Here is an 18,898-nt window from a genome sequence, read left to right on the forward strand (position 1 = left end):
GAAAAATCCAAAAGTTAATTCTTTTGGATTTTTTTTGTGGGTTTTGATTTTTTTATTACTATTAAAAAAGAAATTAATTTTTTAAATAAACAATTGAATTGTATTATATTTGTTTAATTAAAATACCTTAAATCAATGTATTATGAAAAAGAACTACCTACTTATTTTCTTTTTTTTTATTTTCGTTAATGGAATAGCTCAAAATAGTATTTCGTTTTCTGAAAAAGCTTCTGCTACATATAATTTATCCAAAAAATTCAAAACCTATAAGATTTTAGAAATTGATGATAATTTGCAACGTATTTCTGATGGAGAAGAAATAACAATTTCATTTGATGATGAATATGTTTTCACACTAAAAGAAAATAGAATTATATCTGATAACCATCTTGTTATTATAAAAAACTCAAATGGAATTGAGAAAAAAACACTTGATGCTATTGGCTTTGATGGAAAATACTTTCTAAATACGCCTAATTCAAATAGTCAACTAGCATTTTCAATGTTTGAAGATCGTTATAGTTTATATATCAAAAATCCAAATAAAGAATTTTATATAGAATCATTACAAAACTTTGATAAAAATGCAACTTCTAATTTATATGTCTATTATGAGGTAAAAGACATTATCGAAGAAACTACGCTTACTTGTGGACTTCAAAATGAAGAAAACAAATTACCTATAAGTAATCAAAGAAGTATAGCAACTGGTGGATGCAAAACGGTTGATATTAATTTTGCGGTTGATTATTCAATGTACGCAACTTATGGATCTATTAGTGGTGCCATAAATAGAACGTTAGAACTTATAAATCTTTCTCAAGTTAATTATACAATTGTTAATGGACTTTCAGATGATGTATCTTTTAAAGTAAATGAACATTTTATTGTTACTTGTAACACTTGTAATAATTGGGCAACAACACTAGATATTAATGACAATTACAATTATTTCTATTCAAATGCTTTTCAAATGTTTACTAAACCATATGATATTAAAATACTCTTTCAAAATCAAGGTGGACCAGGTTCTGTTATTGGTTTAGGTTCATTAACCATGTGTAATACTTCTGGTACTTCGGTCGTGAAAAATTATGCTTCAAATTCAGATTACACTCGAAGTATATTATCGCATGAATTAGGTCATAATTTTGGTTGTCAACATACTACTGGATTTATTATGAATCCAACTATAAATAGCACTACCAATTGGGCACCCGAATCTATTTCAGCAATCAATAACTCGTTAAACACATTATCTTGTATTACTAATTGCGTTACGGAGCCATGTTACAATCAAAAAGTATCAAATCTTGAAGTAAGTTATAATTCAGCAACCAACAACATTGATGTGTCTTGGTTGGCAGAAGCTGCTATTTCTCATAAAGTAAGATTATATAGTTACAACACTTCTAGTTGGTCAACTTATACAACTTTAAATTATCCTACAAACTCAATATCTTTTCCAGTTACTCAAATTAATTGTAATGATAAATACCGAGTTGAAATAACACCCATTTGTTCTAGCATTAATAGAATAACTGAACAAGTTGTTTTTATGGTTAGTCAAAGTATAGCTGCTCCAAAACTTACTTTTTATAGTGGAAGCAATCAACCAATTTGTGGTTCGCAAACAGCGTATTTTGGAGTAACAGCTGTAGATGGTGGAACAAATCCAATATATCAATGGAAAGTAAATGGTATTGATGTAGGTACAAACCAAGATACATACTCCACCACTACTCTACAGAATAATGATATAGTTAGTTGTTATTTGACTAGTAATGCTACTTGTGTAAATTCTCCTTATGCTAATGTAAGTACAACTGTAACAATCATTACTCCTACTGTTTTATCTATCACTATTGATACAGTTGACACAACAATTTGTGCTGGTGACAGTATAACTTTAAATGCAACTGGTGTTAATATAAATAGTCCTTATCCTTATTATAACTGGACATTTAATGGCTCTAATATTCAAGGAGGTGTTTCTGGTCAAGGAAATGGTCCTACAATTACTCATATTCCAACTCAAAGCGGAGTTTATGTTTGTAATTTAAGTGATGGTGAAGGCTGTCATACAACTCAAGGTAGCGTTCAAAGTAATACAATAAATGTAACTGTGTTGCCTCAACCTTGTAATCTTGCCACTGACAGTTTTGAAATTTCTGAAATAAACTATTATCCAAATCCAGTAAAAGATAAACTGACTATTTTTGCCAAAGAATTGATTTCAAACATTAGTATTTATAACATCGTTGGACAGAAAATTATATCTTCAACTATTAATTCTACTAACACAACATTAGATTTAACTAACATCGCAAGTGGTTCTTATTTCCTAATTATTGACGCTGATGGAAAACTTACTTATAAAAATATTATCAAAGAATAAACTGATTATTTTTCATCTTAGTTTATAAATACAAAATCCAAAAGTTGATTCTTTTGGATTTTTTTTGTGATTAAGTAATTATGAAATTTTATTTCTTGCTTATTTTATGGGTTGAAACTTTACCGCTTTCATCTTCAATTGATAAAATATATAAACCATTTGCAAAATTCGAGAAATTAATTTCATTTGAGTTTTCTATATGAGCTATGGTTTTTCCAGATAATTCGGTAATTACAATTCATTTATAAATAATTAAATCTTTTTTTTCATTAAAAATTAGTAGTTACAAAAAAATGAAAAATGCATTCTTTTAGTTTTTTGCAGGTTATTATTTATATATTTGAATTTACGCAATAGTTACTGAACTAAGTTATTTATAAAAAGAGTGAAGAAATTTGTAGTAATTCTAAATCAATACTTTTATAAATATCAATTATATTCAATAAAACCTGTATGAAATCTGAAGATAAAAAACAAGAAAAATTCCAAGAGAAATTAGAGCAAAAATCTAATGAAATTGATGGCGTTGGAAAATATAGTGATATTTTAAGTCGTGTTATTCACGAGGGTGAAGAGATATTCAAAATCAAAAATAAAGCGATCATCTTAAGTGCTATTATAGCTGGTCTTGAAATTGGAGTCAGTTATTTATTAATCTGTACGCTTCATTATTTATTGATAGGAACATTTGAAGAAAATACTATTTTTAAACTATCTAGTATGGTTTATCCTGTTGGTTTTGTCCTAGTTATTCTTGGTAAATCAGCTCTTTTTACAGAACAAACTTCCGTTTTGACGTTACCTGTATTAAATGGTCAACGCACTATATGGGAATTACTTCGAATTTGGGGATTTGTAATTTTTGGTAATATAATTGGAGGAATTGTATTTGCTTTATTTATTGGAACACTTGCTCCTCATTTAAATCTATTCACTCATGAAACAATGGTAGCTATCGGTGAGCATGTTGTTCATCATAATTCATGGGTTCTATTTTTTAGTGCAATAGTTGCTGGTTGGTTGATGGGTTTATTAAATTGGTTACTGAATAGTACATTAAATTCACTTACCCGAATTGTTCTAATTCTAATGATTACTGGTGTAATTGGGTTTGGGGGTTTTCATCATAGTATAGTAGGTAATATTGAAGTGTTTGGTGGTTTTTTATATTCAGATTCCATAACGGTTTTAGATTACCTATGGTTTTTATTTCTAGCTCTACTTGGAAATAGTATTGGAGGTGCTATTGTTGTGGGTCTTTTTAAATACAGAATTTTTCAATCAAATTATGCTGACTAATTTAAAAAATGTGGCAGAATGAATCGGAAGAAATAGATTGAAACTAAAACCCAAAACAGATAACCTTGTAATGGCAATTATATAACACTTACATAAAGTAGTGTAACACAAAAGTGCACATGTAATCCTACCTTGCAAACATAATAATTAAAACTAAAAAAGATGAAAAAATTAAGTGTAATACTGGCTAGTTTAGCAATATTTGCTTCAGTTAGTTGTAAAGAAAGTCAAGACGAGGCAACTGTAGTAGAAAAAGAAACAGTAATAATTGAGAAAGAAGCGGCTCCAGCAGTTGAAGAAAATGACGGAACTTCTATTAGCGTGAATTCAGATGGCGTTGAATTTTCAACAAAAGATGGAGATAAAAAAACAGAAGTAGAAGTTAAAGATGGTTCTGGAACTGTGAAAGTTGAAAAATAGAATATAGAAAAAATTGAAAAAGAAAAAGATTAAAACCGGCAATTTTGTCGGTTTTTTTTTATTTAAAATCTTCAAAATCTACTTCCCACTTCTTATCATTTCTATACCAAAGTTGACCATTATAAACCTCTAAAGGACATTCAAAATTGTTGGTATATAATCCTCCAGTTCCTAATCCTTGAGGTAATAAATTATGCAGCGTATAAGTAAATTGCGCAATAGCATTTAGTCCAATATTGCTCTCTAAAGCAGATGTAATCCACCACTTAATTTGTAACTTTTCTGCTATTGAAATCCATTCTAAAGTTCCTCTAAAACCACCTACCAAACTAGGCTTCAAAATGATGTATTGAGGCATAATTTTTTGCAACAAAGCTTCCTTTTCTGAAGGCAAAAACACACCAATCAACTCTTCATCTAAAGCAATAGGTAAAGGAGTGATTCTACATAGCTCTGCCATCCTGTCAGTATTGCTTTTTTGAATAGGCTGCTCTATGCTATGTAATTTATAACCAGTTAATTGTTTTATTTTATATAAAGCATCATTTGAACTAAAAGCACCGTTAGCATCTACTCGTATTTCAATGGTTTTCGCATCAAAATGTTGTCTGATAAAACGTAATAAACCTAATTCTTTTTCAAAATCAATGGCACCAATTTTTAATTTTATACAGGTAAAACCTTGTGCTAATTTTTCTTCAATTTGCTGCTTCATAAAAGCCTCTTCTCCCATCCAAACTAAGCCATTAATCAACATGCTTTTTTGTCCTTTTGTAAAGTCAGATTCAAACAACTCAAAAGGTGTCTTTGAGGCCAAAGAAAGGAACGCCATTTCCACTCCAAATTGTATAGACGGAAATTCTAAAAGCGCTTCCCAAAGTTTGTCTTTTCCTAAATGAATATTATCACAAACCCATTTTAATTTCTCTTCATAATCTGGCCGATCATCAATTGATAAAGTTCTTAAAATACCACACTCTCCTATTCCAACTTTTCCATTTTCTTCTAGAAGAATAAACCAAGTTTCTTTCTCGGTTAAAACTCCTCTTGAAGTTCCACTTGGTCGTTTAAAGTTTAGTATGTATTTCTTGTATGTTGCTTTCATTTATGCTGAATTTATTTCAGTATCTCTTTTTTTTGTTAGACAGAGTTTTACAAAGTTTGCTCAAAGTTGCACAGAGTTTTTTGTAGTTGCTTTGTTTTAGATAATTTATTAAGTATTCTGTTTTAGAATTTAAACAATCTAAAATCTGCAAATTGAAAACTAAACACTGAAATTAATCCAATAATCTCAAAATCTTTTTAAAATTATCAGAAGGTAATCCGATTTTTTCCATGTTTTCAAAATCTTGTTTTGTTGCATTTATCCAACTTGTAGAAACGGCAATATTCTGATCTTTGTATTTTTTGTGAATTTCTTTGGCTTCTGAATATCTATCTGTCACTAAATAAACATGTGCCAAATGCAATTGAAATTTTATTTCGTTTTTATTTAAACTTATAGCTTTTAAAATCCAATCTTCAGCTTTTTGATATTGTTTAGTTCTCAAATACAAAGAGCCTAACAAATCGTATTCATTTTCTTTGCCTAACTTTCTAATATCAATTAACTGATGTAATTCTTTGATTGCTGCTTCAGGTTTTAATAATGATAAAGTTCTAATATGTGTGTTGTAAAGTTTTAAATAATCAGTCAAAATACCTGAACTAACTATACTTTCATCGGAAACAGATTCTATTAATTTAGTTTTTTCTAAAGGTAATAATTGCTTGAATTCACTATATTTATATTTAGACGTAATCTGTTCTAAAAACGCAATTAAAAACTTATTTTTAAATTCTAAAAGTTTTGCTACTTCTGTTTTTTCTGCTAAGCCTAAAATTTCTTGTTTAGCTTCTTTATCCCAACCTCTACTGGCTTTATAATCTATCCAAGGCACAACTTCTAAAACTATTTTCTGATTCATTACCCAGTTTTGACTTTCAATTCCGAACCACAAATAAGGAATATTTGATAAGCAAGTAGAACTTGTTGAAACCAAACGAGCAACTTTATTGACTTTTTCTTTATCCGTTAAACAAGCACCATCCAATTTTGCTTCCTTTAGGAACAAATTTGCAGCATCAGCATTTGAAAACAATGCATAAGTACATTTATCACTACCTGCGATTGTTGATGTTAAATGAATTGCTCCAGCAGCACCTTGACTAATTCCAGACGGATCTGGTATAGCTTTTAACACAGATACTAGACTACTACTTAATTTCTGATTTTCATCTAAAACTGTTATTCTGTAGATAAATTCGGTAGTTCCAACAGGTAAATCTTCCGACTTGATTAACGTTCTTTTTCCAGCTGAAAGGGTAATCTCTTTTGAAGTCGCTCTTTCTTTGTCCCAATAACCATCCTTTTGAGCAAATGTTTTGAACGAAAACAAGATTGCTAGTATAATAACTTTATTCATATTTAATTTTGCGATTCATTAGCAATAGTTGTGCCTCTTTTATGCTGTTTATATATTCCGTTTTTAAAACCTAAACGGCAAAGGATGCTTTATCTGAAAATCTAATCTCCGAAAATCTGTACTCTATAATTCTATAAATCCTCCTATTTCCAGCAACATTAAATCTTTATCTTTTTCGAAGAATTTTCGTTTTGCTTCTTCATGATTAATTTCGATGTATCCGAAAGTATCGTAGTGATAACCCAAAATTTTATCACATTCCACAAAATCTGAAGCAAAAATGGCGTCTTCAACATCCATTGTAAAATTACTTCCAATTGGTAAAATAGCTAAATCTAATTTAGTTCGCATTGGAATTAACTTCATATCCATTGTTAAAGCTGTATCTCCTGCTATATAAATATTTTTTCGTTCACCTTCAATTACAAATCCACCAGGTTGACCACCATAAGTTCCGTCAGCAAATGATGAAGTGTGAATGGCATTAACGTATTTCACTACTCCGAATTCAAAATCCCAACTTCCACCGTGATTCATAGGATGAAATTGAAAACCTTTGTTTCCATAGTAATTTGCTATTTCAAAATTTGAAACAATAACTGCATCTGTTCTTTTGGCAATAGCTTCCACATCTAAAACATGATCTTGATGTGCGTGAGTTAACAAAATATAATCCGCTTTTAACGTATTAATGTCGATATGAGAAGCTTTTGGGTTTCCTGTAATAAATGGATCCACAAGAATGTTTATGTCTTCTATTTCAATTCCTAAACAAGCGTGACCGTAAAATGTGATTTTCATAGTTGTATCTTTAAATTATTGAAGTATCATGAATTGTTTTTTTCTTCCACCATCACTCATCATAATGAAAGTATCTAAATTATAAGTTCCATAAAAAGGTAAATAATAAGTATTTCCTTTATTGTCTTGAATTTTATTGTAATCTACTTTTCCGTCAGGAGAATAAGTAAAGTCATATAAAGCAGAAGATTCAAACCAACCTTTAGATACTTTGGTTCTACCATCGCTTTTTTCGGTTAAGTTTTTACCTGAATTTAAAATTACATGTAATTTATCATCCTTTAAAAATGCATTATAAGATGGCACTGTTGCTCTCTTAAAAATACTTCTTCCCCAACTTATTTCACCATTTTTATCAAATTTTAAAATCAAAATATCGTCGTAATGATAGGTTGTCGTCCAATAACCAGCGCCATTCATTCCTGTAGCAACATAAGTTTGCGTTACATAAAATTCCTCTGCTAATACAATAGTATTTCCTTGATCATCTCTAACCACATAATCTACATAAAAAGAGTTTAGTTCTTTTTTCTTTTTATCATGTCGTTCTGCTTTTGCATCACCATATAAATCTTCATAAACATCTTTTGGCAGTTCTGAATTTTTCTTAGCAATTATGACCAAAGAGCTAGCATTTATTTTAAAATTACAACCCCCTTTGATATTTCCTTCTCTTTCATTGGAATAAAATCCGACTAAACTCAATTGGTTCTCATAATAATTAATCGCTAACGAAGAAATAAAATTACCGCTTTCTAAACTAATTTTAGTGCTTTGATTGTTGCCTTTTGAAATTTTGTTTAATACAAAATCGTAATTAGCATCACCATCTTTTTTCTTCGATTTTCCACTGATAAATAGTTTTCCTAAAGCAAAAACATTAGCCTCATCATCTACAAATAAATCATTAGGTTCAAAATAATTTCCTTCGTCTTCTTGATACGTTTTTTCAAAAACTACTTTTAAAGTTTCTGAATCAAAAACATGAATTTTATAAGAATTAAGATTCTTCTTGATATTATCTGTTGCAATAGCAATATATTTTCCGTTTGGAGAAATTGCCACATTTGTTCCTCTTTTATTTCTTCCAGTGAATAAACCACCTTTTTCTACATCAGCTTTAAAAAGTTCTTTTTGAGAATGGGTTTTTGTTTCAATATTAAAAGTGTTGCAATAAACAATACGTTCCCTTTTGCTGGGTGACAAAACCGTAATGTATTTAATTTCGTTTTCATAGCTAACATAACCATCAAAACTTTCTTTTTTACTACTTTCTACTCTTTTACTGAAAATTTTATTCAATTTAGCATCAAAAACATCTAATAGAAAGTTGTTTTTATTAGCTCTTACTAAACCTGTTTTTCCACTTTTTGTTGTGTGAATAGCCAGAACACCATCAACCGTAATTTCATCTTTAAATTCTGGACTTTCAGAAACTTTTAATTGAGTTGTTACTTGAGATTTTACTAGATTAATTGAAAATAGTAAAGCAATACAAAGGATTTTTTTCATAAATGATATAAAGAAATTAGAACGTTATTTTTGACAAATATATTAAACTAAGTCCAACTAATAAACTCAAAACAAAAGTCCCTAAAGCTACTTTTTTAAGTTCTGGATCAAAATCTTTATATTCTTTTGCTTTTTTGACTGTATCAACATGTTTGATGAACAATATATTGACAATTAAAATGGGTATTGATGTCATTTTTAAAATTTTTGAAAAAGCTAACATCAGAATTAAACTAGTTATGAATAATGAAAAATGATAAATTTTAGCATTTTCCAAGCCCATTTTGACAACTAATGTTCTTTTTCCAGCTATTCTGTCGTTTTCAATATCTCTCATGTTGTTTAAATTTAAAACAGCAACACTCAGCAAACCAATTGCTGCAGCTGGAAGAAATAATTTCCAATCCAAAAAATGAGTGTACAGAAAATTTGACCCTACAACAGAAACCAATCCAAAAAAGATAAAAACAAATAAATCTCCTAAACCGTTGTAACCATAAGCGTTACTTCCAACTGTGTATTTTATTGCTGCACCGATTGAACCAATTCCTAAAAGGATAAAAATCATGCTTAAGGCAAAATTTTCTTTTCCGAAGGCTACATAAATTAGTGCTAAAGCTAGAAATAAAGTAATCACAGCAGTAATAATTACAGCTTTCTTCATTTGATTGGCTGTTATAACTCCAGCGGCAACCATTCGCTTTTCCCCTATTCTATTAACATCAGTTCCTTTAATTCCGTCACCATAATCATTGGCATAGTTGGATAAAATTTGTAATCCTAACGTAGTAAGAAGTGCTAAAACCAAAATTCTATAATCATAAAATCCTTGGTGATAAGCATAGGCACTTCCTACAATTATTCCAGATAGTGATAAGGGTAATGTTCTTAATCTTGCGGCTTGTATCCAGTTTTTCATTGTTTTTAAAAGTTTATATAACCAATTTTTATTGCTCTTATTAAAAATATTCCCAAAAATAAAGAAATTGGAGCTGCTAACTTCAAGTAAAAAGGATTTAATTTATCTGCTGCATTTTTTGCAAATTTATTATGTAACTTAATTGGTACAAACATTAATAATACAGCAGTAATCATCAAAAAATTTCCAATAAGTTCAAGATATGAGCCATATGTTGAAAATATTGCTGAATTAAGAAATGCTAACCCTATTAAAAATCTAATTAGTAATTCTGAATAATTAATTAAATAAGTACTTCCAGCTTTTGCTATAATTTTTCTAACTTTTTCAGGGCTAAAAAACATCAAAAAACTAGCTAAAATTAAGAAAACTCCAAAGAGAGTAACTGTGAATTGTGAAATATCAAACATACTACTTAAATTAATAATTAAACTTAGTGACACAGTTTCTCAGTAACTTTAAAACTCTTTAATCACATCCAATTCTCCTTAGAAATCTCCACTTGATACAACCATTTATTGACTTGTTCTTTAATTTCTGTATAATTTGAAGTCGAAAAGGAGACTTTTCCACCAGCAGTGTATAAAACTACTGAACCAATATTTGTGATTTTTTGCCAAATGAATTGTTGGGTTTCAATAGCTTGAATTTTATATGGCATCATAATTTCGTGATCAATATCCCAAGCACCACTTTGTTTTACGATAAATTCATCCGAAATAAATAATCTGTAATTTCTATAAGAAAAATATAAAATCGTTCCCATAAATAAAATATAAACTGAAATAACACTTACTAATTCATAAATGGTAAATTTATCTATGTTATAATTTACGATTAATCCAATACTAACAGGAATTAGAATTAAAAAGAATAGATTTAAAAGTAATTTTCTAAGGTTTGGAACTAAAGTTTTTTGATGTTGTGGCAATTTTCCAATCAATAATTTTAAAATTTGTTCTTTTTCTGATTTATTACAACCTGGAATTTTAGTTTTGTCTTTTGGACTTGCTCGCTTCATTTCGCTTGAAGCTTGAAATATTTCAACAGTATTAACATCTAATTTCTTCTGAAAAAAGTTTTGCGTCAACTTAATAATTTGAACTTTTTCTGGATTAATGATTGTGTTTTTGATGTTCAATAAACCATAAGTCAATACAAATGACTTTTTATCTTTCTTGATTGTGAAATTGAAATACTTAACAACTGTTATAACTAAATTGACGACAATTATAGCTGTAAAAACAAAAATCAACAAACCTAACAACAAGCTTACTATCGGAATTTGTTCTAACTGATTTATATTGTCATCAATCAAATCATCGCGACCAATTTGTCTTAAATTATCCGAAATTGTTGTAACAACCAAAAATATATACGCAAAACTTTTTATGTAATTTGCTGTAATTCCGATTTTTAAAAGACTTGGAATTCCGATTGTGATGAATGATTTTGGTTGCTCTTCTTCTTGAATTAAATCTTCAACCGAATTTGTGTTTTTCTCAGTGTTTTCTAGTAAATGTTGTTTTAATTCAACAGCCATTTCTTGAGAAATAGCATTGATTGAAGCTTCTTTTCCATCACTTCCTGCTGTGTCTAATTCTAATTTATGAACATTAAAAAACCTTTGAATTAAACTTTGGTCAATTGTGACTTTTTGTATTTTATTAAACGGAATGGTTGTTTTAGTTTTGTTGAAAATTCCGTTTTCTATTACGAATTCTTCTAACTTATAATCAATATAAAATTTAAAAAACCAATATCTTAAAAATGCGATAATAGCAATAAATATAATTATTCCCGCAATTCCTAAATAAACTTGAATAGCACTATAAGCCTCTTTTTTAAAGAAAACAATTAATATAAAAGGCCAAAGTGCACGAACAGATTTTTGCAACGTGTTTGCAAACAAAACAACAACCCCAATTAAGGATTGTCTTTGAGGAATAGAAAAATCAAAGTTAGATTTCATCTAAATCTTCTTTTAAATTGTTTTCTGAAAGTTGAATTTGTTCCTCAATAATTTGTTCTTTTATACTCTCAGCTTCTATCTCATTAATTTTTAAGGAAACACTTTCTTTGATTTTTTTAGCATCTTCTAACAATAAACCTTTAATTTTTAGATCACTTGTACTTCCACCAGCAGTAAATAGTTCAATAGAAGCTAATCCGAAATATCTGGATAACATTCCTTGATGTAAAGCTACATGTTGTACTCTATTATTAGTAACTATTGTAGTAATTTCGCTAATTACACCTGATTTAAAAATCACGTCATGTTCACGCAAGGCAAAACCCTTTTTAGCAAAATTTATTTTTAAATATAGAAAACTCACGACCCCTAAAATTAACCAACCAATAACAAAATAGATAATTTTATCTTTGATTAATGCTTCAATAGAAATAAAGTATAGAACTATTATTCCGATTAAAAGTATGCCAAAAACAATCCCAAATTGAATTAGCATGACTTTGAAATAATCTTTTTGCAAAGGTTCTAATTTTGTGTCTTCAAATTTGGGTAAAGTTGAAATGTTTATTGTTTCGTTGGTGAATTCCATAATTTATAATTTGATTCCAAAACCTAAATTTATAAAATGAACGTTTGCTTTACCTTCAAAATCTTTTGAATTTACAGGATAATATTTATAACTAGCTTCAATAAAAATTAAATCGCTAGCATGAATACGAAAACCTGGATTAATTGTTATTCCAGAAAAATTCACTTTTTCAGAAGCAATTTCTAAGGGAGCAGCAGGATCAAAATTTAATGCAAAATATTCAAATTCACTTGAAAAAAAAGCAAAACCTACATTAACAAAAGGTCTAAAATTTGATTTAAAAACATCATATTCTATCCCTATATTTGGATTAACAACAATAGCATCTTTTTTAAAAAATTGGTCTTTATTTTTAAGGTAATCTAATGTTAAGCCACCATAAAAATTTAAACTTTCTTCATTTACAATACTATATCTGGCATCTACTCCAATTAATCCGTTAAACTCATCACTAATTAAATTTTCATTTTTAAGATTTCCTACATAATGTATTCCGATTTGAATTTTTTTTGGTTGATTAGAGGATGTTTCTTGTGCCAAAGCTAAAGTGCTAATTGTTAAGGCAAATACTAAAACTATTTTTTTCATATATTTAATTTCTAAATTTTCTAAGGTAAATATTTCTTCTCAAAATTAGGCTTACGTTTTTCTAAGAAAGCATCTCTTCCTTCTTTGGCTTCATCTGTCATGTAGGCTAAACGTGTTGCTTCTCCGGCGAATACTTGTTGCCCAACCATTCCGTCATCCGTTAAATTCATTGCGAATTTTAGCATTTTTATGGATGTTGGCGATTTTTCTAATATTTCTTGAGCCCATTCAAAAGCTGTATCTTCTAATTCTGCGTGAGGAATAACTGCATTTACCATTCCCATTTCAAAAGCATCTTGAGCTGAATAATTTCTTCCTAAAAAGAAAATTTCTCTTGCTCTTTTTTGTCCGACCATTTTAGCTAAATAAGCAGAACCATAACCACCATCAAAACTGGTTACATCTGCATCAGTTTGTTTAAAAACGGCGTGTTCTTTACTCGCTAAAGTCAAATCACATACCACATGAAGCGAATGACCTCCACCAACTGCCCAACCTGGAACAACGCAAATTACAGCTTTTGGCATAAAGCGAATCATTCGTTGCACTTCTAAAATGTTTAATCTGTGATAACCGTCATCACCAACATATCCTTGATGTCCACGTGCTTTTTGATCACCACCACTACAAAACGAATAAATTCCGTCTTTAGAACTTGGTCCTTCAGCAGAAAGTAACACTACTCCAATTGAAGTATCTTCTTGTGCATCATAAAATGCTTCGATTAATTCGCGTGTTGTTTTTGGTCGAAATGCATTACGCACATCTGGTCTGTTGAAGGCAATTCTTGCAACTCCATCACATTTTTTATAGGTTATATCTTCGAATTCTTTTACGGTTTTCCAATTGATTTGACTCATGTTGTATTAAAAAATTTAGTTATGATTTTAAGTACAAATTTAAAGATTATATTAATTACTCTAATTTCTTAAATCTGTGTTCCAAAAAAAATCAAGTTAAAGTTAAAATGAAATTTCACGTAAAAATAAACCATTTTTTACATTATATTGCATCTTCAAATGAATTACTATTATGAAAAAAACATATATTGCTTTATTACTTGGTTTAGGTTTTTTGACTTCAAATGCTCAAATATATGAATTTCAAACAGTTATAGACATTGAAACTACTCCGGTTATTTCGCAAGACATTACTGGCACTTGTTGGAGTTTTTCTACTTCTTCTTTCTTAGAGTCAGAAATTATTCGTCTGACCGGAAAACAAATTGATTTATCGGAAATGTATCAAGTTAGAAATACATATCCTAAAAAAGCAGCTAATTTTGTAATGCGTCAAGGAAAAGCCCAATTTAGTCAAGGTGGTTTGGCACATGATGTGATGAATAGTGTGGCTGATTTTGGCTTATTTCCTGCTGATGTATATTCTGGCTTAACCGAAGATGAAAAAAAACACAATCATAGTGAATTAGAATCGGTTTTAGAAGCGATGCTAAAAGTATATATTGACAATCCTGGAAGAAAATTATCTCCAAAATGGAAAGAAGCTGTTTCTGGTGTTTTAGATGTATATTTAGGTGAAAATCCAACTGAATTCACTTTTGAAGGAAAAAAATATAATCCAAAATCGTTTGCTGAATTCACTAAAATTAAGCCAGAAAATTACGTTACTTTAACTTCGTTTTCTCATCAACCTTTTTACAAATCTTTTATCTTAAATATTCCTGATAATTTTTCTAATGGAAGCATGTATAATTTACCATTAGATGAATTCATGCAAAACATTGATAATGCCTTAGCAAAAGGTTATTCATTGTCTTTAGATTGTGATGTTTCTGAAGCTACTTTTTCTGCAAAATATGGCGTTGCTTTTATTCCAAAAAGTGAAGAAGATACGAAAATTGGTTTAGCTGAAATTATAGAAGAAAAAGCAGTTTCACAAGAATATCGTCAAGCTGAATTTGAAAATTATGATACAACTGATGATCATTTAATGCACATTGTTGGAACAGTAAAGGACCAAAAAGGAAATGTGTATTACAAAGTAAAAAACTCTTGGGGAGCCGATGAAAAAAGAGTAACAAATGGTGGATTTGTTTATATGAGTGTTGCTTATATGCGTTTGAAAGCTATTTCAGTTTTAGTGCATAAGGATGCATTGATTAAAGATTCTAAAGAGAAATTAAACCTTTAATAATTAGGCTATGAAAGTCTATAAATCAGCTAAAAGCAAACGGTTAAATCTTGTTTTTGCAATAACATTTGCCATCATAATTGGTGCAACAATTCCTGCTTTAATTAATGATATTAAGAGTAGCTTTTATATAGTTATTGTAATAAATTTATTGTCACTTTTGTTATTAGCTAGTATAATTTTAAAAACTGAATATAGAATAAAAAAAACCTTCCTTCATTGGCAATCAGGACCTTTTTATGGAAAAATAGATATCAATAGCATCATAAAAATAAAACATCATGATGGTATTTTTGTCCCAACAGTTTGGAAGCCAGCTTTAAGTCAAGTTGGTTTAATCGTGACCTATAATAAGTATGATGATATTTATATTTCGCCTCAAAATATAGCTGATTTTACAGCAGAAATTTTAGCCATTAACCCAAACATAGAAATTAGTTAAATTCCGATTTCTATTTGAAAACGTGCATACCAATTATTTTTATTCGTTCCAGAAAAATAATCTAAATCATTGTAAGTCAGTTCTGTTTGTAACTTAAGAGAATGTTCCCAAATGTATTTAGTTACACCTAAACTATATTGTTTAGTGCTTGGAGTGAAAGCCTCGATTTCTTTATCAATATTTTGGGTTGAGTACCTTCCAATAATTTCATAATTAGACGGAAAAACATAACTCATTTGATAATCCATTCCAAAACCGCCATAAACATAATTAGATTCTGTTAAATCTAGTGGATTATAAGCTATCAATTCATTAGCATGTCTTTGCATATAAGCTGTCATAAAACTCCATCCATTATACTTAACTAATCCATCCAAAAAGATAGCACGAATTGTTCTTGGAGCAAATAACTCATTTCCTAATTGTCCTTGAGTTCTAACAGCTCTGTTATTTTGATGGTAAGCTCCAGAAAGCAATAATTTTGGTGTTTCTTCTCTAGCAATATCACCTTCGAAATAGTAACCATTTTTCTTAAAAGAACCAAAAGGAAAAAGTTCAAATTTTCCTGTTAAGGCAACACCATCATCAGAAGTTTTGGTCCAGTTTCTACCTTCACCTGTTGAAACAGCTGTTTTAAGGTTGTAAGAAAATTTATTCTTTTTTTCATTGATATAATACGCTTGAAATCCAAAGTCTCTGTCAATATTAAATTTGGCGTTGTTTATGGTTCTATCCGTTAACTGTAAAGCTCCAGAAGAATTAACACGCTGTCTATTTCCTGGCAATTTTGTCTGACCAAAAATAAAACTCCATTTACTATCATTAGGTCTATAAATTACTGCAGCATCTCTTATTATATTTATATTGTCACCTTCTTCAATAACACCAACATCACCGGGAGCAAATGATAATTGAATCACATATAAAAATTGTGGATTACCTACATAACCATCAAAACGTAACCTTAATCTTCTAATTTGAGCTTCATATCTATTGTCTTCCCCATCAGCTTGAATGTAAGAAACTCTATTTTGCATTCTAAAACGAATGTTTAATTGAAATAAACTATCTGGTGATGTAATTCCAAGTCCTTTTCCATAACTGTAATAAGGTAAAGCGGCTAATTTTAAATCGTTATCGGAAATAGAATCATTACTTTCTTGAGCAAAACTTAAGAAACTGAGAGAAATAAGAAAAAAAAGAATACTATTTTTCATAATTTTGGGTTAAAATATTCACAAAACTAAAAATTTAAAAAAACTTTCCTATTGCTTTTTTTATATTTGTGAAAACAAACAATTCCTTGAAGTACCTATTAAACCTAGCTTTTTTATTTCTTTTGCTTTCTTGTAAAAATCAAGAAAAAAAAGAAATCGCACAACATATTGAAAATGAAAACCTTATTAACGAAGATTCTCTAGTTCCCTTTGGTTTTACGAAATTACCTAAAAAATATATTGAACAAAAGAAAATTTTAGTTGAATCGTTTTTTAATGAACATATTAATCAAAAAGAGGAGTTTAATGGAAGTTTTCTAGTAGCTAAAAACGGACAAATAATTTTTGAGAAATATCAAGGAAAATCAAACTTTGCAACAAACGAGTTAATTACCAAAGAAACTCCTTTGCATTTGGCCTCAATTAGTAAAGTTTTGACTGCATCTGCTATTTTCAGGTTAATTGATACTGAAAAATTGACTTTAGATGAAAAAGTAAAGACTATTCTACCTACTTTTCCTTACAAAACAATTACAGTTAGAATGTTGTTGAATCATAGAAGTGGATTACCAAAATATGGTAATTTTTCAGAACCTGAAAAAATTTGGGGAAGATCAAAAACGCTACATAATGCTGATGTTTTAAATTTATTAGGTAAACATAATATTCCTTTAGATTTTAAACCTAATAGTAAATTTGCATATTGCAATACTAATTATGCCATATTAGCTTTAGTAATTGAAAAACTGACTGATTTATCTTTTCCAGATGCAATGCAAAATCTTGTTTTTAAACCCTTAAAGATGAACAATACTTTTGTTTTTGAATTAGAAAATGATAAAAACAATGTGAGTCAATCTTATAAAAGTACTAAAGAAAAAGTTCCTTTTGACCAGTTAGATGCTATTTATGGTGATAAAAACATTTACTCTACTCCTGAAGATTTATTGAAATTTGATTTAGCCACTTATTCTAATGACTTTATTTCAGAAAAATTAAAAAAAGAAATTTTCAAAGGCTATAGTTATGAGAAAAAAGGCATCAAGAATTATGGTTTAGGTATTCGTTTGCGCGAATGGGAAACAGGTCAAGAAGTCTTTTATCACAATGGTTGGTGGCATGGTAATACTTCATCTTACATTACATTAAAGAAAGATACTGTAACCATGATAGCTTTATCTAACAAATATACCCGAAAAGTCTACCAAACTATGCGAATTTCAGCTCTTTTTGGTGATTATCCTTTTAAGTTGAATAATGAGGAAAGTGAGTAATAAATATTCCATTATTTAAAATGAATAATACTAAAAATATTGTTGAATTAGAAATTATAAATGATAGGCATGAATTTAGTCTTTGGTTAATAATATTAATTATTGGATTGGTTTTACTACTTAGTAATATTTACATTATAACTATTTCTGAAACCATAGAAATAATTCAAATTATTCTTATATCAATAGCATCTTTGCTTGTTTTAATTGGTTTATTCTTGTCTAATGAAAGAAATTATATTTTTATTGATAAATATAATTTAGTAGAACACAAAAACATATTTGGAATACATTTCAATAAAAAATATGAAATAAAAGAAATTAGCACTATAATTTTAGAAAATAATGTAAAATCTAATATATATACTTCTCAATCAACTTTTAAATTTGGTGGTTTTGAGTATACTCCAGAGAGTAGTAAAAAATATTATTATCATAAAAATATTTTAAGTTTTTATCACAATGGAAAAGTTATAGAAATTGGAAAATGGAAAAAATCATTTAATGCAAATCTAATTTTATCAACTATTAATGAATTGCAAAGAAAAGTTTCTTAATTAAAAAGCTCAGCTAATAACTCAATCTTAAAAAAACGCATTACAAAAAAGATTGTCAAGATATTAAATATTAATCCTAGCCAATAAAACTTACTCCAATCGTTTCTATTTAGAATAATTTCTGCTAAATTAAAAATCGGCAATAACAAAGTGAATATTAATAATACAATCCAATGTATTGAAAGAGAATTATCTAAAACTCCATGAGATTGATTACTTGTCAAAATTGTAAACATAGTAATGACGAAGACTAAAATGCTTAAACCTAAATAAATATTTTTTTTTGTAATCATT

Annotated in this window: 20 protein-coding genes; 7 read left to right on the plus strand and 13 right to left on the minus strand. The window is 28.8% G+C overall.

Annotated elements, in window-relative coordinates; translation table 11 throughout:
* Positions 1-142 precede the first annotated feature (142 nt).
* Positions 143-2,398, plus strand: coding sequence for a zinc-dependent metalloprotease (locus G507_RS0102145; RefSeq protein ID WP_026715943.1), 2,256 nt, complete (start codon positions 143-145; stop codon positions 2,396-2,398).
* Between the two features lie 88 nt (positions 2,399-2,486).
* Here G507_RS0102145 and G507_RS17975 read toward each other — a convergent pair whose 3' ends face one another.
* Complete coding sequence (locus G507_RS17975; protein ID WP_084518920.1) at positions 2,487-2,636, minus strand: T9SS type A sorting domain-containing protein; 150 nt, start codon at positions 2,634-2,636, stop codon at positions 2,487-2,489.
* Positions 2,637-2,851: 215 nt separating this feature from the next.
* On the opposite strand from G507_RS17975, the gene G507_RS0102155 reads away from it, so the two are divergent.
* Positions 2,852-3,697 (plus strand): formate/nitrite transporter family protein, encoded by an 846-nt coding sequence (locus G507_RS0102155; RefSeq protein WP_035665395.1) that lies wholly within the window; start codon positions 2,852-2,854, stop codon positions 3,695-3,697.
* A 162-nt stretch (positions 3,698-3,859) separates the two neighbouring features.
* The gene (locus tag G507_RS0102160) at positions 3,860-4,117 is read left to right on the plus strand and encodes a hypothetical protein (protein WP_026715945.1); all 258 of its coding nucleotides are present in this window, start codon (positions 3,860-3,862) and stop codon (positions 4,115-4,117) included.
* 58 nt (positions 4,118-4,175) lie between these two features.
* On the opposite strand, the gene G507_RS0102165 is transcribed toward G507_RS0102160, so the two are convergent.
* The 10 genes from G507_RS0102165 to G507_RS0102210 form a co-directional block, all read right to left on the minus strand.
* Positions 4,176-5,222, minus strand: a complete 1,047-nt coding sequence (locus G507_RS0102165) for an o-succinylbenzoate synthase (protein WP_026715946.1) — start codon at positions 5,220-5,222, stop codon at positions 4,176-4,178.
* 172 nt (positions 5,223-5,394) lie between these two features.
* Complete coding sequence (locus tag G507_RS0102170) at positions 5,395-6,582, minus strand: tetratricopeptide repeat protein (RefSeq protein ID WP_035665398.1); 1,188 nt, start codon at positions 6,580-6,582, stop codon at positions 5,395-5,397.
* 123 nt (positions 6,583-6,705) lie between these two features.
* Entirely contained in the window at positions 6,706-7,383 is a 678-nt protein-coding gene (locus G507_RS0102175) for a metal-dependent hydrolase (RefSeq protein WP_026715948.1), read from the minus strand.
* 15 nt (positions 7,384-7,398) lie between these two features.
* Positions 7,399-8,895: a hypothetical protein gene (locus tag G507_RS0102180; RefSeq protein WP_026715949.1), complete on the minus strand. Its 1,497-nt coding sequence runs from the start codon at positions 8,893-8,895 to the stop codon at positions 7,399-7,401.
* A gap of 16 nt (positions 8,896-8,911) precedes the next feature.
* Positions 8,912-9,814, minus strand: coding sequence for a 1,4-dihydroxy-2-naphthoate octaprenyltransferase (menA, locus tag G507_RS0102185; protein WP_026715950.1), 903 nt, complete (start codon positions 9,812-9,814; stop codon positions 8,912-8,914).
* A gap of 5 nt (positions 9,815-9,819) precedes the next feature.
* Positions 9,820-10,224, minus strand: a complete 405-nt coding sequence (locus G507_RS0102190; RefSeq protein ID WP_051191450.1) for a hypothetical protein — start codon at positions 10,222-10,224, stop codon at positions 9,820-9,822.
* Positions 10,225-10,286: 62 nt separating this feature from the next.
* The gene (locus G507_RS0102195; protein WP_026715952.1) at positions 10,287-11,786 is read right to left on the minus strand and encodes a PH domain-containing protein; all 1,500 of its coding nucleotides are present in this window, start codon (positions 11,784-11,786) and stop codon (positions 10,287-10,289) included.
* Entirely contained in the window at positions 11,776-12,375 is a 600-nt protein-coding gene (locus G507_RS16265) for a PH domain-containing protein (RefSeq protein WP_051191451.1), read from the minus strand. The genes G507_RS0102195 and G507_RS16265 overlap by 11 nt, the downstream gene beginning before the upstream one ends.
* Positions 12,376-12,378: 3 nt before the next feature.
* On the minus strand, positions 12,379-12,963 hold the full coding sequence (locus tag G507_RS0102205) for an outer membrane beta-barrel protein (RefSeq protein WP_026715953.1): 585 nt from the start codon (positions 12,961-12,963) through the stop codon (positions 12,379-12,381).
* A gap of 20 nt (positions 12,964-12,983) precedes the next feature.
* Positions 12,984-13,823, minus strand: a complete 840-nt coding sequence (locus G507_RS0102210; RefSeq protein WP_026715954.1) for a 1,4-dihydroxy-2-naphthoyl-CoA synthase — start codon at positions 13,821-13,823, stop codon at positions 12,984-12,986.
* Between the two features lie 172 nt (positions 13,824-13,995).
* Here G507_RS0102210 and G507_RS0102215 point away from each other — a divergent pair, with 172 nt between their 5' ends.
* Both G507_RS0102215 and G507_RS17205 read left to right on the plus strand, forming a co-directional pair.
* Complete coding sequence (locus G507_RS0102215; RefSeq protein ID WP_026715955.1) at positions 13,996-15,114, plus strand: C1 family peptidase; 1,119 nt, start codon at positions 13,996-13,998, stop codon at positions 15,112-15,114.
* 10 nt (positions 15,115-15,124) lie between these two features.
* Positions 15,125-15,556, plus strand: coding sequence for a PH domain-containing protein (locus tag G507_RS17205; RefSeq protein WP_051191452.1), 432 nt, complete (start codon positions 15,125-15,127; stop codon positions 15,554-15,556).
* Here the strand turns inward: G507_RS17205 and G507_RS0102225 are convergent.
* A complete protein-coding gene (locus G507_RS0102225; RefSeq protein ID WP_026715956.1) occupies positions 15,553-16,773 on the minus strand; it encodes a porin family protein in 1,221 nt (406 codons plus the stop codon). The genes G507_RS17205 and G507_RS0102225 overlap by 4 nt on opposite strands.
* 86 nt (positions 16,774-16,859) lie before the next feature.
* On the opposite strand from G507_RS0102225, the gene G507_RS0102230 reads away from it, so the two are divergent.
* On the plus strand, positions 16,860-18,047 hold the full coding sequence (locus G507_RS0102230; RefSeq protein WP_026715957.1) for a serine hydrolase domain-containing protein: 1,188 nt from the start codon (positions 16,860-16,862) through the stop codon (positions 18,045-18,047).
* Between the two features lie 20 nt (positions 18,048-18,067).
* Entirely contained in the window at positions 18,068-18,604 is a 537-nt protein-coding gene (locus G507_RS0102235; RefSeq protein WP_026715958.1) for a hypothetical protein, read from the plus strand.
* Here G507_RS0102235 and G507_RS0102240 read toward each other — a convergent pair.
* Complete coding sequence (locus G507_RS0102240; RefSeq protein WP_157496461.1) at positions 18,601-18,897, minus strand: hypothetical protein; 297 nt, start codon at positions 18,895-18,897, stop codon at positions 18,601-18,603. The genes G507_RS0102235 and G507_RS0102240 overlap by 4 nt on opposite strands.
* Between the last annotated feature and the right edge of the window lies 1 nt (position 18,898).

Source organism: Flavobacterium gelidilacus DSM 15343, from assembly GCF_000422685.1.
Lineage (GTDB): Bacteria > Bacteroidota > Bacteroidia > Flavobacteriales > Flavobacteriaceae > Flavobacterium > Flavobacterium gelidilacus.

Bases quoted from the DNA above. Each gene is read 5' to 3' on its own strand.
- G507_RS0102145 (WP_026715943.1), top strand. From the start codon at position 143: ATGAAAAAGAACTACCTACTTATTTTCTTTTTTTTTATTTTCGTTAAT.
- G507_RS0102155 (WP_035665395.1), top strand. From the start codon at position 2,852: ATGAAATCTGAAGATAAAAAACAAGAAAAATTCCAAGAGAAATTAGAG.
- G507_RS0102160 (WP_026715945.1), top strand. From the start codon at position 3,860: ATGAAAAAATTAAGTGTAATACTGGCTAGTTTAGCAATATTTGCTTCA.
- G507_RS0102165 (WP_026715946.1), bottom strand. From the start codon at position 5,222: ATGAAAGCAACATACAAGAAATACATACTAAACTTTAAACGACCAAGT.
- G507_RS0102170 (WP_035665398.1), bottom strand. From the start codon at position 6,582: ATGAATAAAGTTATTATACTAGCAATCTTGTTTTCGTTCAAAACATTT.
- G507_RS0102175 (WP_026715948.1), bottom strand. From the start codon at position 7,383: ATGAAAATCACATTTTACGGTCACGCTTGTTTAGGAATTGAAATAGAA.
- G507_RS0102180 (WP_026715949.1), bottom strand. From the start codon at position 8,895: ATGAAAAAAATCCTTTGTATTGCTTTACTATTTTCAATTAATCTAGTA.
- menA (WP_026715950.1), bottom strand. From the start codon at position 9,814: ATGAAAAACTGGATACAAGCCGCAAGATTAAGAACATTACCCTTATCA.
- G507_RS0102190 (WP_051191450.1), bottom strand. From the start codon at position 10,224: ATGTTTGATATTTCACAATTCACAGTTACTCTCTTTGGAGTTTTCTTA.
- G507_RS0102195 (WP_026715952.1), bottom strand. From the start codon at position 11,786: ATGAAATCTAACTTTGATTTTTCTATTCCTCAAAGACAATCCTTAATT.
- G507_RS16265 (WP_051191451.1), bottom strand. From the start codon at position 12,375: ATGGAATTCACCAACGAAACAATAAACATTTCAACTTTACCCAAATTT.
- G507_RS0102205 (WP_026715953.1), bottom strand. From the start codon at position 12,963: ATGAAAAAAATAGTTTTAGTATTTGCCTTAACAATTAGCACTTTAGCT.
- G507_RS0102210 (WP_026715954.1), bottom strand. From the start codon at position 13,823: ATGAGTCAAATCAATTGGAAAACCGTAAAAGAATTCGAAGATATAACC.
- G507_RS0102215 (WP_026715955.1), top strand. From the start codon at position 13,996: ATGAAAAAAACATATATTGCTTTATTACTTGGTTTAGGTTTTTTGACT.
- G507_RS17205 (WP_051191452.1), top strand. From the start codon at position 15,125: ATGAAAGTCTATAAATCAGCTAAAAGCAAACGGTTAAATCTTGTTTTT.
- G507_RS0102225 (WP_026715956.1), bottom strand. From the start codon at position 16,773: ATGAAAAATAGTATTCTTTTTTTTCTTATTTCTCTCAGTTTCTTAAGT.
- G507_RS0102235 (WP_026715958.1), top strand. From the start codon at position 18,068: ATGAATAATACTAAAAATATTGTTGAATTAGAAATTATAAATGATAGG.
- G507_RS0102240 (WP_157496461.1), bottom strand. From the start codon at position 18,897: ATGATTACAAAAAAAAATATTTATTTAGGTTTAAGCATTTTAGTCTTC.